The organism is Clostridium sp., from assembly GCF_036781005.1.
In the GTDB taxonomy this organism is placed as follows: Bacteria; Bacillota; Clostridia; order Clostridiales; family Clostridiaceae; genus Clostridium_B.
In genome coordinates, this window is the sequence record NZ_DAIQBT010000011.1 from 58,192 (window position 1) to 73,092 (window position 14,901).

Here is a 14,901-nt window from a genome sequence, read left to right on the forward strand (position 1 = left end):
ATTTGTAACTTTTAAAGATACATTATTATTTACACTAAAATATATGATAGATTTAATATAGGAATAAGCGTTTAGGTATAATTGTTTGGTAATATTTTACTTTGAATTATGTGGGGGTTAAACTTATACAGCCTGTAGAGTTATTTTGAAAGTGTTAGTTTTAGGATAAATACAGGTGTGCGTTGATAATTTTAGGAGGGGAATGAAATGGAAGGTTCCATAGGGAAAATTTTAATTGTAGATGATGATGAAAATATATGTGAAGTAATAAAGATGTATGTGGAGAATGCTGGTTATGAAGTACAGGTAGCAAATGATGGGAAGGCAGCAGAAACAGTATTTTTAGATTATAAACCGGATTTAGTACTTTTGGACATAATGCTTCCTAATATTGATGGCATAGATGTTCTTAAATGGATAAGAAAAGATTATGAGACCCCTGTAATTATGCTTACAGCAAAGGGGGAGACTTTTGATAAAGTTTTAGGGCTTGAACTTGGGGCAGATGATTATATAGTAAAACCTTTTGAGCCCAAAGAGATGCTTGCAAGAATTAAAGCGGTACTTAGGAGGTACAGCGTAGATAATGAAAATAAAGAAGTGTTGAAATTTGAACAGCTTGTTATTGATATAAATTCCTATACTGTTACCTATAGAAATGAGGATATAAAAATGCCTCCGAAAGAATTTGAATTGTTATATTATCTGGCTAATAATAAAAATAGAGTATTTACAAGGGAGCAGCTTTTATGTGAAGTTTGGGGATACGATTATCCTGGAGATTCTAGAACTGTAGATGTACATGTTAAAAGATTGAGAGAAAAACTTCAAGGAGGGCCTAACTGGCAAATAGAAACAGTATGGGGTGTTGGATATAAATTTGAGGTGAAGTAGATGAAAAAGGGATTATTTTCAAAGCTTGTAGCTGCATTTACTGCAATTATTATAGTAAGTTTTGTAATGACAGCAGCTTTTTTATCTTACTGGTTTGAGAGTTATTATTTTCAGCAGAGAAAAAATCAACTGCTTAAAGAATCCCAGTTTATAAGTTATAAGGCACTTCAATATTTAGAAGGAGAGTTGACTGCAGATGAAATAAATGAGACTCTAACTTATATATCCAAGTATCTATCAGCGGATATATGGCTTGTGGATAATTATGGTTATGTGTATTCAGTATCAAGCAGTGAACATAAACAGTTAGTAACTATTCCTACTCAAATAGTTACTAAGGATTTAGAGGAACTTAGAGAAAATAAAACTGTGGATAAAAAGGAACTTCATTCGGAAATATTTTCGGATCCAGTGCATACTTTTGAAATACCTATTTTTTTAAAGGGGGTATTTAGAGGTGCTATACTTATGCACACTTCTATAAATGAGCTGAGAGAACCCTTAAAGAGAGTATATGAAATTATATGGATATCTGCTATTTTAGCTATTATAATATGCTCTGTCGTAATTTATTATCTTTCCCAGAGGATAATAGTATATCCGCTTAAAAAAATTAATTATGTAGCAGACAAAATATCAAAAGGAGAAGTAGAAAAAAGGGTACGTATAAATTCAAATGACGAGATTGGAGAATTGGCTAAATCTTTTAATAGCATGGCAGATTCATTAGAACAAGTGGAAAAAAATAGGAGACATTTTGTATCTAATGTATCTCATGAGATAAGATCTCCATTAACTTCTATAAAGGGTTTTATAGGGGGAATGATTGATGGCATTATTCCCTATGAAAAGCAAAATTATTATTTATCAGTTACTTATTCTGAAATACAGAGACTTACAAGACTTGTAAATGATCTTTTGGATTTGTCTGCTATTGAGGCAGGGCAATTCAAACTTAGAATAGAAGAATTGGATATAAATGAAATTATACGATTATGTATCATAAAATTTCAAACTAAAATAAATGAAAAAAAATTAAAAGTAGATGTGGTTATGGAAAATGACAAACTTTATGTAGCAGCGGACAAAGATAGAATAAACCAGGTGGTTACAAATCTTATAGATAATGCTGTTAAGTATGTAACCATAGGGGGAAATATAAAAATTTCAACTAAAATTAAGGGCGAAAAAGCATTCATATCTGTTTATAATGATGGTGAAGGAATACCAAAATCAGAATTGAAACATATATGGGATAGATTTTATAAATCAGATAAGTCAAGAACTTCAAAAGTCAGTACAGGGCTTGGACTTTCTATTGTAAGGAGTATACTAACACAGCTAGGAGAAGATATATGGGTTGAGAATAGAGAACCTGGCGGTGTTATATTTGCATTTACTTTAAAAAGGGTTTAAGAAATTATTACATTCCGTTCATATTTGTGTAAAAATTTTTTACTATAATAACTCTAAATTTCAGTTATGAGGTGTATTTGATGAATGATAACAACAGATATGATGATATAAAGGATGTTTACTGGGAAAAAGTAGACACAAACAGTGGAAAAATAAAATTTATAAGTATGAATAGGCGCTCAACTATGAAAACATTATTTAGACTGTGTTGTTTTATATTGGTGGCAGCCGTTTCAGGAGGCATATCTGGGGCATATATTGCAAATAAAAAGGAAAATACTAAAATCTATACACCTGATAATCAGTTGTTGGTGGAATCTGATAGTAGCAGTAAAAAACAACAGGATGCATCTGAAGACAGCATATATACAAACTCCATATCAAAAGTTGCACAAACAGTAGGGTTGTCTATAGTTGGCATAAGTAACAAGACAGAAGGATATTTTGGATTACAGGATGTGGGAAGTGGATCTGGCATAATAGTTGATTCCAATGGATATATAGCTACTAACTATCATGTAATAGATGGTGCAGATAAGGTTACAGTAAGGCTTTCCAACGGAAAAATTTTGGATGCTTCTGTACTTGGAGTTAACCAGCAGGCTGATTTGGCTGTGATAAAAGTAGAGGCTAAAAATCTTCCTGCAGTTAAATTTGGAGATTCTTCAACATTAAAAGTAGGGGATATTGTAATTGCATTAGGAAATTCTTTGGGTCAGGAGTTTCCAAGTGTTACTGCAGGTATAATAAGTGCATTGAATAGAAAAATAGAGTATAATGGAACTGTATACAGAGTTATTCAAACAGACGCAGCTACAAATTCAGGAAATAGTGGTGGCGCTCTTTGTAATATAAAAGGGTATGTTATAGGCATTAACAGTTTAAAGATGGGCTCGGATTCCAATGTAGAAGGTATAAGTTTTGCGATAAATATAAATGATGCTAAAAATATAATAAAATCACTTATGAATTCTAGTCAGGTTTCAAGACCTTACTTGGGTATATATGGTGAAAGTGTAACATCACAGGATAATAATGTTCAAGGTGTATATATACAACAGGTAGAGAAAAATAGCGGTGCTGCAATTTCTGGTATAAAGCCCACAGATATATTAACGGAAATAGATGGTAAAAAAGTGAAGAGTTTATCAGATGTAGAAGAGATAATACAAGGGCATAAAGTAGGAGATAAGGTTACAGGTAAAATATGGAGAAATGGTAAAATAATAGAAATAGAAATAGTTCTTTCTGAAAATAAGGAAAGTAAATAATAAAGAGGCCATTAGTAAGTCTCTTTATTATTTATATTTTTTAGTATAATATATTATTAAGAATATAATTTGATTTGAAGCTGAGATTGGAGTAAGAATATGTTTTTGATAGTTGGGTTAGGAAACATAGGGGTTAAATATCATCATACGAGACACAATATTGGATTTGATTTTATAGACTTAGTGAGCAAGAAGTATAATATTGCCTTAAATAGGGAAAAATTTAAAGGAAATTACGGAGAAGGGTTTATAGGACAAAATAAGGTTATATTATTAAAGCCTTCTACTTATATGAATCTAAGTGGGGAAAGTGTGAGAGAAGCGGCAAGTTTTTATAAGATTGAAAATGATCATATAATAATTATATATGATGATATAGATATAGATATTGGAAGATTTAGAATAAGAGTTCATGGAAGTGCTGGAGGACATAATGGGATAAAAAATATTATATTAAATTTAGGAACAGATGTATTTCCAAGAATAAAAATAGGTATTGGACATCCTGATATAGATATTATATCTTATGTTCTTGGAAAGTTTTCAGAAAGTAATAGAGCCAGTATAGAAAAGGTTTTAAAAACTAGTGCAGAAGCATTGGAATGTATAATAAATTTTGGAATAGAAGTAGCTATGAATAGGTTTAATGGATTTAGACTGTAAAATTTTTATCCGAAGGCTAGGTTAGCTAACACCCCCATCTTCTTCAAAGTGGGGGGATAAGCATTGCTATGCCCTTGGATAAGTTTCTTTCTGCTTGGGTATTGCGTATTTCTTATAAGCAAGTTCCACCTGAGCCTAGGAATCACTTGATAACGTTACTTCAAACCGTTTGGTTTCTTTAATATTGGAGAAACTAACGGTTATTGTGCGTTTGATTTTTTATGAATAAATGTATAGGGGTTGTTAAAATGAGACTAGATGGACTTATAGAACCTATTAGGAAAAACAGTGGATTTAAAGATATTATGATTGGCATAGACAAAGGGAAGTTTCCTATAGCAGTATTTGGGCTTTCGGAATCTTCCAGAAGTTATTTGATATATGCAGTATATAATGAACAGGACAGACCTTTTTTAATTGTTACCCATAGTGATGTAGAGGCTAGAAAATTATATGAGGATTTGTCTTTTTATTTACCGCAGGTATATTATTTTCCTACTAAAGAAGTGGTATTTTACAATATAGATGCTATATCTGGAGATTTAAGATGGGAAAGATTAAAAGTTATAAGAGAGATGTTGAATCCAGGGAAAAAAATTATAATAACTTGTGTAGAATCTTTAGCTTCAATATATATACCTCCAGAATTATATAATAAGTATATATTTAAGCTATCTGTAGGTGACAAAGTAGATTTTAAAAATATTAGTGAAAAATTAATACAGTGTGGATATGAGAGGGCGGATATAGTAGAGAGAAAAGGGCAATTTTCTATAAGAGGGGGAATAATGGATATATATTCTCCTATTTTACAGGAGCCCTATAGAATTGAATTATTTGGGGATGAAATAGAGTCTATCAGGAATTTTAATCTGGAATCTCAAAGGAGTATTGAAAAAGTAAATGATATAGAAATATTTGCTGCTAAGGAAATTATATTTGATAGAGAACGGATTAAATTAGGGAAAGCCCAAATAAAAAATGATTTAGTATCTATAGTAGAAAGACTAAAAGAAAATGAAAATAATGAGGGAATGGAAAAAATAAAAACAATAATAAATAAAAATTTAGAAAATCTTGAAGAAACTTGGACATTTGAAAGTATAGATAGTTTCCTACCTTATTTTTATGAACATACCTCGTCTTTTTTAGATTATGTAAAAGATTATTTTGTAGTTGTAGATGATGTAAAAAGATGTAGTGGAAAACTGGATAGTGTATATTTTGAGTTTCTAGAAAATTATAAAAACTTTCTGGAAAGAGGCAATGTTTTGCCAGGACAGAGTAAAATGCTGCTTGATAGATCTGAATTAATTGATGAAGTTAACCGTAGGAGAGTTATTATATTAGATGCTATTGCAAAATCTACAAAAGTTCTTTCACCAAAATTAATAGTGAATTTTACCCAGATAACTTTAAATAATTACCAGGGTAAATTGGAACTTCTTATTGAAGAAATAAAGCATAAGAAATCTAAAAATTTTAAAATTTTAATCTTATCTGGCACAAGGGCAAGAGGAGAAAGGTTGGTAGATACCTTAAGAGATAATGGCATTGAAAGCAGTTATAAAGATGTAGTAGATGAAATTAAATCTGGTGAAGTGGTGATAACCTTTGGAAATCAATTAAAAGGATTTGAATATCCAGAGCTCAAGATAAGTGTTATTTCCGATAAGGAGGTTTTTGGAAAAGCTAAAAGAAAAAATATAAGAAAAATTAACAAAAAAGGAACAAGTAAAATTAAGAGTTTTACAGAATTAAAACCGGGAGACTTTGTAGTCCATGTGAATCACGGTATAGGAGTATATAAGGGCATAAAACAGCTGGAACTTCAAGGGCATAAAAAAGATTATCTAGAACTTATGTATGAATGTGAAGATAAGTTGTATGTACCAGTAGAACAACTTGATATGGTACAAAAATATATAGGATCAGAGGGCAAAAGTCCAAAGATAAACAAACTTGGAAGTTCAGATTGGAGTAAAGTTAAAAAGAAAACAAAGAAATCAATAGAGCAAATGGCGGAGGATTTAATAAAACTATATGCAATAAGGTCCACCCTAAAAGGATATAAATATTCAAAAGATACCATATGGCAAAAGCAATTTGAAGATGAGTTCCCTTATGAAGAAACTCCGGATCAATTATCAACTATACAGGATATAAAGATGGATATGGAATCTGATAAGGTAATGGATAGATTACTTTGTGGGGATGTAGGGTATGGCAAAACAGAAGTTGCTGTAAGAGCCGCTTTTAAAGCAGTAATGGATGGAAAACAAGTAGCCTTTTTAGTTCCAACTACAATATTGGCTCAGCAGCATTATAATAACTTTGTCCAAAGATTTTATGATTTTCCTGTAAAAATAGATATGATAAGTAGATTTAAAACTGCTGCGCAACAAAGAACTACAATAAAAGCAGTCAAAATGGGAGAAGTGGATATACTTATTGGAACCCATAGAATACTCCAAAAAGATGTACAATTTAAGGATTTGGGACTTCTTATTATAGATGAAGAACAAAGGTTTGGAGTCAGCCATAAAGAGAAGATTAAACAGATGAGAAAGAATGTAGATGTATTGACTTTAAGTGCTACCCCGATACCAAGAACACTTCATATGTCACTTGTAGGAGTTAGAGACATAAGTGTTATAGAAACACCTCCAGATGAAAGATACCCTATACAAACTTATGTAGTTGAATATAATGATCAGCTTATAAGGGATGCTGTTTTAAGGGAATTGAGCAGAGGAGGACAGGTCTATTTTGTATATAATAGAGTAGAGAGTATAAAGGAAATGGCATCTTATATAGCTAAGCTAATTCCAGAAGGCAAAGTGGCAGTGGCCCATGGCCAGATGCAAGAAAGAGAACTTGAGGCAATAATAATGGATTTTATGCAGAATAAGTATGACATTTTAGTATCTACTACTATAATAGAAACAGGTATGGATATACAAAATGTAAATACCATGGTGATATATGATGCTGATAAAATGGGATTATCCCAATTGTATCAGTTAAGAGGAAGAGTAGGGAGAACTAATAGAATAGCATATTGTTATTTAAGTTACCGTAAGGATAAAGTTCTCAAAGAAGTGGCAGAGAAAAGACTTAAAGTTATTAAGGAGTTTACTGAATTGGGTTCTGGATTTAAAATAGCATTGAAAGATCTTGAGATAAGGGGAGCAGGTAATATGATGGGTTCCTCACAACATGGTCATATGGCAGCTGTGGGATATGACCTTTATTGTAGGATGCTTGAGGATTCCATAAAATTAATAAAGGGTGAGATAGATAAAGAACCTGTAGAAACTACAGTGGAGTTAAAAGTAGATGCATATATACCAGATAATTACATAGGAAATGAAGTTCAAAAAATAGAAGTTTATAAGAAAATAGCAGCTATAAGTTCCTATGAAGATATGATGGATATAAAAGAGGAATTGGAGGATAGATTCTATGATATACCTCCATCTGTATGTAATTTGATGGATATAGCTTATATAAGAAGTATAGGTAAGGAATTGGGTATAGAATCCATAAAGGAGTTAAAAAATGAAGTGATTTTTACTTTCCAAAATGAAGATAGGATAGGCAAAAATATATTAAAACCGCTGATTAAAAATTATGCTGGCAAAATAGTTTTAAAAATGAATAAAAAACCTAGTTTTGGATATACATTAAAAGGTGTAAAGAGAGAAAATCTTTTGAGTAATGTTAAGGAAATTGTTAAATATATGATACAAATATATGAACAAAAATAGTTTTGTAGTAAAAATACTTTTATGTTAAAATGAATTTGTATTTTGTAAAATTTGAAGAAAGTGGGGGAATAAATTTTGAAAAGTATAGGAAGATTGATGGTTACTGCACTTATAGCTGTATTTGTATTTTCAGTAACTGGGTGCAATATGATAGAAAAAACACCAGAGGCCATAGCAAGCAGTACTGTAGCAGAGGTTAATGGGGAAAAGATAACAAGAAGTGATTTAGATAAAGATCCAAATACAATACAGTTGATGACTCAAGTTAAGCAGCAATATGGGGAAAACTATAAAGAAAATGAAGATGCAGTTAATACTATAAAGATTCAGAAAGAACAGATACTTGACAATTTAATTACAAATAAAGTAGTTGCACAAAAAGCCAAGGAATTAAAGCTTTCTCCAGAGGAAACTAAACTTAAATCTGATATGGAAACCCAAATTGCACAGATTAAGAAACAGAACTTTAATGATGATACAGAGCAATTTAATACTGCTTTAAAGGCACAAGGATTTACCGAAGAATCATTTAAGGCTATGTTCTTATCTCAGCTGAGAACTCAGCAGACACTTGAAAAAGTAACTGAAAACATTTCAAAGAATATAAAAATAACGGATAAAGAAATAGAAGATTATTATAATAACAATAAAAGTAAATATACGGAACAACCTAATAAAATGCATCTGGCTCATATACTGGTAAAAACTGAAGCTGAAGCTAAGAAAGTCAAACAAAGACTGGATTCTGGAGAAGATTTTGCAAAAGTTGCAAAAGAAGTTTCACAGGATACTGTTAGTAAGGATAAAGGTGGAGATTTAGGAACTATAAATTATAATGATTCAGGATATGATGCTGATTTTATGGCAGGAGCTCTGGCATTAAAAGAAGGGGCTATATCAGCACCTGTTAAAAGCAGTTTTGGATATCATATAATAAAGTGTATAAAGAAAGAAGAATATCCAGTTAAGGCTCTTAGTTCAGTTAAGGCTCAAATAAAAACGCAACTTGAAAGTGATAAAAAGAACAGTTTAGTTTCTCAAAAAATTCAGGAATGGAAAAAAGCTTCTACAATAACTAAAAAAGAGAAAAATATCATATAAAATTAGGATACATATCAATTGATTCCTGGAAATTTTATACTTAATGTGAGAACTTATAGAATTGCTTAGCAATATTTCTGGAATAAAAATCCTTAAAAAAACTGTAGTATGTAGTATTACAGTTTTTTTTAAGGTTTTTTCTAATTTAAATAACAATTGTGTATAAAATTTCATGTTTAGAAAGATAATAATAATACAAGTTATATATAATTTTTAAGGAGGAATCAATTGAGTATGAAAGCAACAGGAATTGTTAGAAGAATAGACGATTTAGGCAGAGTTGTTATACCCAAAGAGATAAGAAGGACTCTTAGAATAAGAGAAGGAGATCCTTTAGAGATATTTACAGATAGAGAAGGAGGAGTTATACTAAAAAAATATTCACCTATTGGAGAATTAAGTGATTTTTCAAAAGGCTATACAGAATCACTCCAACAGACTATAGGTCACATAGTTATGATTTGTGATAAAGATAGTGTGGTGTCTGTAACTGGTACACCAAAAAAGGAATATATAGAAAAGAAAATAAGCCCTGAGTTAGAAAAGCTTATAGAAGATAGAAAGACAGTATCTGTGTGCAGGGATGAAAATCAAGTTATACCACTATATGATGATGAGGACATAGAAGGAAAGTACTCAGCACAGGTTATATGTCCTATAATAGCAGGAGGAGATGCAATTGGAGCTGTAATAATAGTATCAAAAGAAGAAGCCAAATTTGGAGATGTGGAAATTAAATTAGCTGAAACTGCATCATCCTTTTTAGGAAAGCAAATGGAACAATAGTTAAGTGGCAGCATAGCTGCCATTTTATTTTTATATAATTATACATTAAGACATTATTGACTTAAATATAAAAAATATTCACTTCAAGTAATAATAGTCTCCAGTTTTAAATAATTATAAACAGGGAAATAAATTGTTTTGGAATATAATAAGCTGGAGGTATTTATGAAAAAACAATCGCTTATAAAAGGAACTGTTATATTAGGAATGGCGGGCATAATATCTAAATTTTTAGGATTATTTTTTAGATGGCCCCTTCAAATGCTCATTGGAGATGAAGGAGTAGGATATTACCAGATGTCTTTCCCATTATATATGTTTTTTATTGCTGTAGCGTCTGGTATACCAGTAGCAGTATCTAAAATGGTATCTGAAAGAAATGCCACAGGGGATTATGAGGGAGTAATTCAGGTATTTAGAAAATCCGTGCTTTTGATGTTTGTTTTAGGGACAGGTTTTACAGCTATGCTTCTTATATTTTCTGATCCAATTATACATTTTTTGAAATGGGATAAAAAATCCTATTATTCTCTGGTAGCAATTGCATTTGCACCTATGTTTATATCTATAATGAGTGCCTTTAGAGGTTTTTTTCAAGGGCTTCAAAATATGAATTATACCGCTGTATCTCAAGTGTTAGAACAAATAGGGAGAATACTTGTAGGTGTTGGACTTGCATATGTACTTTTGCCTAAGGGTATAGAGTATTCTGCAGGAGGAGCAGCATTAGGAGCAGCTGCAGGAGGGCTATTTGGGGGAGTATACTTGATGATAAAGTATATTCACGTAAGAAAAGAGATAAAGGTATGTAAAGTGTCAGATAATAAAGAAATACTGACCAAATTACTATACATAGCAGTTCCCGTATCTTTAGGAGCGGCTGTAAGCAGTATAATGAGTCTTATAGACTCGGCTTTGGTACCTCAAAAGTTATTAGAAGCTGGATTTACATATAGAGATGCTGCAATATTATACGGGCAACTTACAGGAAAAGCTTTTATATTAATAAATGTACCTTTAACATTGTCTGCTGCATTGTGTGCTTCTTTAATGCCCATAATTGCAGAGTACCATATATTGAATAAAAAAATTGAAGTTGTAAACAAAGTGGATGTATCCTTTAAACTTTCCAATGTAATTGCATTTCCATCTATGTTGGGATTATATACTTTGGCATATCCAATTTTAGATCTAATATTTTCAGGACAGTCTGCAGGTTTTAATATATTACAATATTCGGCATTATCTATACCATTTATAGTATTAGTACAGACATCCACTGCTATATTACAGGGAGTAGGATATTATATCAGACCTGTATTTAATTTAGCTTTGGGATGTATTGTGAAAATAATTATAACTTTATCTATGGTACCTGTACCTTCTGTAAATATTTATGGAGCGATTTTAGGAAGTATAGGTGGATATGCCCTAGCATGTGTTTTGAATATATTATTTTTAACTAAAAAGCTGAAAATAAGAATAAATTATTTTCAAACCATGATTAAACCTGCCTTTGCTTCTTTTTTTATGATAGGAGCTGTTGTAATTATATATTGGTACGTCTATAATTATACCATGAGTAGTAAAATAGCCTGTTTTTTATCTATTATTTCAGGTTTAATTATATATGTGCCTCTTATAGTTGTATTTGGCATATTTAAATATGGTTATATAAAAGATAAATTTTTAAAGAAATAAGGAGAGGTTGTAAGTGATTAAAATAGTAGGATTAGGCCCTGGTTCTCCAGATTCTCTTACCATTGGTACCATTAATATATTAAAAAATACGGATAAAATTTATTTAAGAACAGAAAAACATCCCACTGTAAGCTATTTAAAGCAATTAGGTATTAATTTTGAAACTTATGATTATATATACGAAAAAGAAAAGAATTTTGAAGATGTATATAGTAATATTGTAAAAGACTTAATATTTAAGGAAAAGCAATTTAAAGAAATAGTTTATGGGGTACCAGGTCATCCACTAGTGGCAGAAAAATCTGTGATGTCATTGCTAGAATTATGCGAAAAACAATCTATAAATGTAAAAATAATACCTTCAGTTAGTTTTATAGATGTAATTATGGAAAGATTAAAAATAGATGTAGTTGAGGGAGTAAAAATAATAGATGCTTTTGACATAAAAAGCAATTGTGCAGATAAACGGATGGGGATGATAATAATCCAGGTATATGATAGATTAATTGCGTCAGAGGTAAAGTTGGCACTTATGGAATACTATAATGATGATACAGATATATTTTTTATAAGAGCTGCGGGGGTTGAAGAAATAGAAAGTATACGAAAAATTAAATTATATGAGCTTGATAGACAAGAGGATATAGATTATTTAACTTCGGTGTATATACCTAAAGAGTCAGAAATAATCTATGATTTGAAGGACTTAGTGGATATAATGGAAAAGTTGAGGAGTGAAGAAGGATGTCCCTGGGATAGAGAACAAGATCATGATAGTTTAAAAAAATATCTTATAGAAGAGAGTTATGAAGTAATAGAATCCATAGAAGAAAAAGATGATACAAAACTAGTAGAAGAATTAGGGGATGTATTACTACAGGTGATTTTTCACTGCCAAATAGGAAAAGAGGAAGGTTTTTTCAATATAAATGATGTAATTAAGGCTATATGTGATAAAATGATAAAGAGACATCCACATGTATTTGGAAATATGGAAATTCATAATTCTAAGGAGGTGCTTATAAGCTGGGATAAAATAAAGAAAAAGGAACAGGGATTAAAAACATATACAGATGAACTTAGACATATAGCTAAAACTTTACCGGCTTTAATGAGAGCTTTTAAGGTTCAGGAAAAAGCCGCAAAGGTAGGCTTTGACTGGGAAAAGGTGGAATGTGCCTTAGATAAGGTATTAGAGGAATATTATGAAGTTAAAGAGGTATATAAAGGTGAACAAAAGGTAAAAATATTAGAAGAAATAGGGGATTTAATATTTGCCTGTGTAAATGTTGCGAGATTCCTTGACATTGACCCCGAGTTTGCATTAAATTATACTATAGAGAAATTTATAAGGCGTTTTGCATATATAGAGGAAAATTCTATAGAGCATGGACTAGATATGGCAAATATGACTTTAGATGAAATGGATGAACTTTGGGAGAAAGCCAAAAATAAGTTTTAAATACTTTGTATAAAAAAGAAGGAATTTTTAGTTGTGTATAGAATATGCTAATATACCCATATAAAAAGTATGTTTAGTAATTTAGGGACAATAATAGTTTTAGAGATATGTACAAATATACATAAATAATATAGTAAATATTTTTTGCATATTATCTGATGTGTTTAAGGTTCATCCACATATTTTGTAATTTAATATTTGTAAATAATACAAATGTATTTAAAATAGGTATTCTCAACATACAATTGATAATAAATATTTATTATCATAAGATACAAGGGTGAACCTGTATTTGTTGATTAAATTAAACTTTAGTTAAAATTTAATTTAAGAATAGCCAAAGCTTCGTTTATAGTATAGGTATGTATATTTGTGTACTTTTATCTATAAAAATAAGAGGAGGTAAAAAGATGAATAAATCAGAATTAATTGTTGGTATAGCAGAAAAATCCAAGTTAACTAAAAAAGATGCAGAAGCAGCTTTAAAGGGATTCATAGAAAGTGTAGAGGAAACATTAGAAAAAGGAGAAAAGGTTCAATTAGTAGGGTTCGGAACATTTGAAACAAGAAAAAGAGCTGCTAGAGTTGGAAGAAATCCAAGGACTAAAGAAGTAATAAACATACCAGAATCAACAGTTCCTGTATTTAAAGCTGGTAAGGAATTTAGAGATAAAGTAAATAAATAGTATGGTTTATACAAAACGTCTGGATGAAGATCCAGACGTTTCCTTTTTAGATATGTAATCACAACAAGCTAAATAAGTATTGGATTAGGAGGATTAAATTTATGAGATTGGATAAATATCTTAAGGTATCTAGAATAATAAAGAGAAGAACCATAGCAAAGGAAGCCTGCGAAGGTGGAAGGGTTAATATAAATGGTAAAGTAGCCAAACCTAGTTCAGAAGTTAAAGAAGGAGACATAATAGAGATAAAATATGCAAATAGATCCTTAAAGGCAAAAATTATAGATATTCAAAATCATGTCAAAAAAGAAGAAGTTCAAAGTATGTATGAAATAATTCCAGATTAAGAATATATGGTAATATAATCTATTCACTTTACATATATTTATTATATGTGGAGGGGATGTTTTATGGAGAAGAAGGAAATAAATATAGAACATAAGAAGAGTATTTTGAGTCTTGAAAATAGGAGAAAGCTAATTTTAACGGGTATAGTAGAAGTAGTTAGTTTTAACGAAGACCAAATAGTTTTAAATACTAATCTTGGAACCCTCAATATAAAAGGAAAAGATCTGAAAATGAATAAGCTGGATGTGCAAAATGGGGATGTTGTTATTATGGGAGTTATAAATGCCTGTGTGTATATAAGCAGTGAACCTAAAAAAAAGAGACAAAATTTAATATCAAAGATATTTAAATAATAAAGATATGGCTATTTAGGAAAGGGTTATTATGATTATATCAATAGAAGAACAAATTCGACTTATAATATTTAGTATTATGGCAGGAATAATAACCGGGATATTATTTGATTTTTATAGATTAATAAGAGGATACTCTAATTTAAGCAGAATAATAATGTTAATAGAAGACACGCTCTTTTGGATATTTACTGCTATAATTGTATTTATATTTTTACTTTGTACCAATTATGCATATATGGGGATGTATGCATATGTATTATTGGCAGTAGGTATATATATATATATGAGGTTTTTTAGTAATATGTTTATAAAAGTTCACAAGAAATTGTTTAGGATGTGGGGAAGGACTTTAAGAGTGATTATAAATATATTATGTTATCCATTTCAGTATGTTATTTATAATATAGCAAGAAAAAATAAAAAAAATTATAAAAATTAACTTGAAGA

General features: G+C 30.4%; 13 protein-coding genes. All 13 read left to right on the forward strand.

Annotated elements, in window-relative coordinates; translation table 11 throughout:
• Window positions 1–207 precede the first annotated feature (207 nt).
• The 13 genes from V7Q02_RS06495 to yabQ all read left to right on the forward strand — a co-directional run bounded on the left by V7Q02_RS06495 (window position 208) and on the right by yabQ (window position 14,893).
• Window positions 208–894, forward strand: coding sequence for a response regulator transcription factor (locus tag V7Q02_RS06495; RefSeq protein ID WP_333860193.1), 687 nt, complete (start codon window positions 208–210; stop codon window positions 892–894).
• Window positions 895–2,310 (forward strand): sensor histidine kinase, encoded by a 1,416-nt coding sequence (locus V7Q02_RS06500; protein ID WP_333860194.1) that lies wholly within the window; start codon window positions 895–897, stop codon window positions 2,308–2,310.
• Between the two features lie 80 nt (window positions 2,311–2,390).
• Window positions 2,391–3,581 carry a S1C family serine protease gene (locus V7Q02_RS06505; RefSeq protein ID WP_333860195.1) on the forward strand — a complete coding sequence of 397 codons (1,191 nt, stop codon included), beginning with the start codon at window positions 2,391–2,393 and terminating at the stop codon, window positions 3,579–3,581.
• Between the two features lie 99 nt (window positions 3,582–3,680).
• Window positions 3,681–4,244: an aminoacyl-tRNA hydrolase gene (gene pth, locus V7Q02_RS06510; RefSeq protein ID WP_333860196.1), complete on the forward strand. Its 564-nt coding sequence runs from the start codon at window positions 3,681–3,683 to the stop codon at window positions 4,242–4,244.
• Between the two features lie 248 nt (window positions 4,245–4,492).
• The gene (gene mfd / locus V7Q02_RS06515; protein WP_333860197.1) at window positions 4,493–8,014 is read left to right on the forward strand and encodes a transcription-repair coupling factor; all 3,522 of its coding nucleotides are present in this window, start codon (window positions 4,493–4,495) and stop codon (window positions 8,012–8,014) included.
• 75 nt (window positions 8,015–8,089) lie between these two features.
• Complete coding sequence (locus tag V7Q02_RS06520; protein WP_333860198.1) at window positions 8,090–9,115, forward strand: peptidylprolyl isomerase; 1,026 nt, start codon at window positions 8,090–8,092, stop codon at window positions 9,113–9,115.
• A 234-nt stretch (window positions 9,116–9,349) separates the two neighbouring features.
• The gene (gene spoVT, locus V7Q02_RS06525) at window positions 9,350–9,901 is read left to right on the forward strand and encodes a stage V sporulation protein T (protein WP_333860219.1); all 552 of its coding nucleotides are present in this window, start codon (window positions 9,350–9,352) and stop codon (window positions 9,899–9,901) included.
• Between the two features lie 165 nt (window positions 9,902–10,066).
• Window positions 10,067–11,602 (forward strand): putative polysaccharide biosynthesis protein, encoded by a 1,536-nt coding sequence (locus tag V7Q02_RS06530; RefSeq protein ID WP_333860199.1) that lies wholly within the window; start codon window positions 10,067–10,069, stop codon window positions 11,600–11,602.
• Between the two features lie 13 nt (window positions 11,603–11,615).
• Window positions 11,616–13,064: a nucleoside triphosphate pyrophosphohydrolase gene (gene mazG / locus V7Q02_RS06535; RefSeq protein ID WP_333860200.1), complete on the forward strand. Its 1,449-nt coding sequence runs from the start codon at window positions 11,616–11,618 to the stop codon at window positions 13,062–13,064.
• A 410-nt stretch (window positions 13,065–13,474) separates the two neighbouring features.
• Window positions 13,475–13,750: an HU family DNA-binding protein gene (locus tag V7Q02_RS06540; RefSeq protein ID WP_011988753.1), complete on the forward strand. Its 276-nt coding sequence runs from the start codon at window positions 13,475–13,477 to the stop codon at window positions 13,748–13,750.
• Between the two features lie 101 nt (window positions 13,751–13,851).
• Window positions 13,852–14,097: an RNA-binding S4 domain-containing protein gene (locus V7Q02_RS06545; RefSeq protein WP_333860201.1), complete on the forward strand. Its 246-nt coding sequence runs from the start codon at window positions 13,852–13,854 to the stop codon at window positions 14,095–14,097.
• Window positions 14,098–14,160: 63 nt separating this feature from the next.
• The gene (gene yabP / locus V7Q02_RS06550; RefSeq protein WP_333860202.1) at window positions 14,161–14,451 is read left to right on the forward strand and encodes a sporulation protein YabP; all 291 of its coding nucleotides are present in this window, start codon (window positions 14,161–14,163) and stop codon (window positions 14,449–14,451) included.
• Window positions 14,452–14,482: 31 nt separating this feature from the next.
• Window positions 14,483–14,893, forward strand: a complete 411-nt coding sequence (gene yabQ / locus V7Q02_RS06555) for a spore cortex biosynthesis protein YabQ (protein ID WP_333860203.1) — start codon at window positions 14,483–14,485, stop codon at window positions 14,891–14,893.
• Window positions 14,894–14,901 lie beyond the last annotated feature (8 nt).

Bases quoted from the DNA above. Each gene is read 5' to 3' on its own strand.
- V7Q02_RS06530 (WP_333860199.1), top strand. From the start codon at position 10,067: ATGAAAAAACAATCGCTTATAAAAGGAACTGTTATATTAGGAATGGCG.
- pth (WP_333860196.1), top strand. From the start codon at position 3,681: ATGTTTTTGATAGTTGGGTTAGGAAACATAGGGGTTAAATATCATCAT.
- V7Q02_RS06495 (WP_333860193.1), top strand. From the start codon at position 208: ATGGAAGGTTCCATAGGGAAAATTTTAATTGTAGATGATGATGAAAAT.
- V7Q02_RS06540 (WP_011988753.1), top strand. From the start codon at position 13,475: ATGAATAAATCAGAATTAATTGTTGGTATAGCAGAAAAATCCAAGTTA.
- yabP (WP_333860202.1), top strand. From the start codon at position 14,161: ATGGAGAAGAAGGAAATAAATATAGAACATAAGAAGAGTATTTTGAGT.
- V7Q02_RS06545 (WP_333860201.1), top strand. From the start codon at position 13,852: ATGAGATTGGATAAATATCTTAAGGTATCTAGAATAATAAAGAGAAGA.
- spoVT (WP_333860219.1), top strand. From the start codon at position 9,350: ATGAAAGCAACAGGAATTGTTAGAAGAATAGACGATTTAGGCAGAGTT.
- V7Q02_RS06500 (WP_333860194.1), top strand. From the start codon at position 895: ATGAAAAAGGGATTATTTTCAAAGCTTGTAGCTGCATTTACTGCAATT.
- yabQ (WP_333860203.1), top strand. From the start codon at position 14,483: ATGATTATATCAATAGAAGAACAAATTCGACTTATAATATTTAGTATT.
- V7Q02_RS06505 (WP_333860195.1), top strand. From the start codon at position 2,391: ATGAATGATAACAACAGATATGATGATATAAAGGATGTTTACTGGGAA.
- mfd (WP_333860197.1), top strand. From the start codon at position 4,493: ATGAGACTAGATGGACTTATAGAACCTATTAGGAAAAACAGTGGATTT.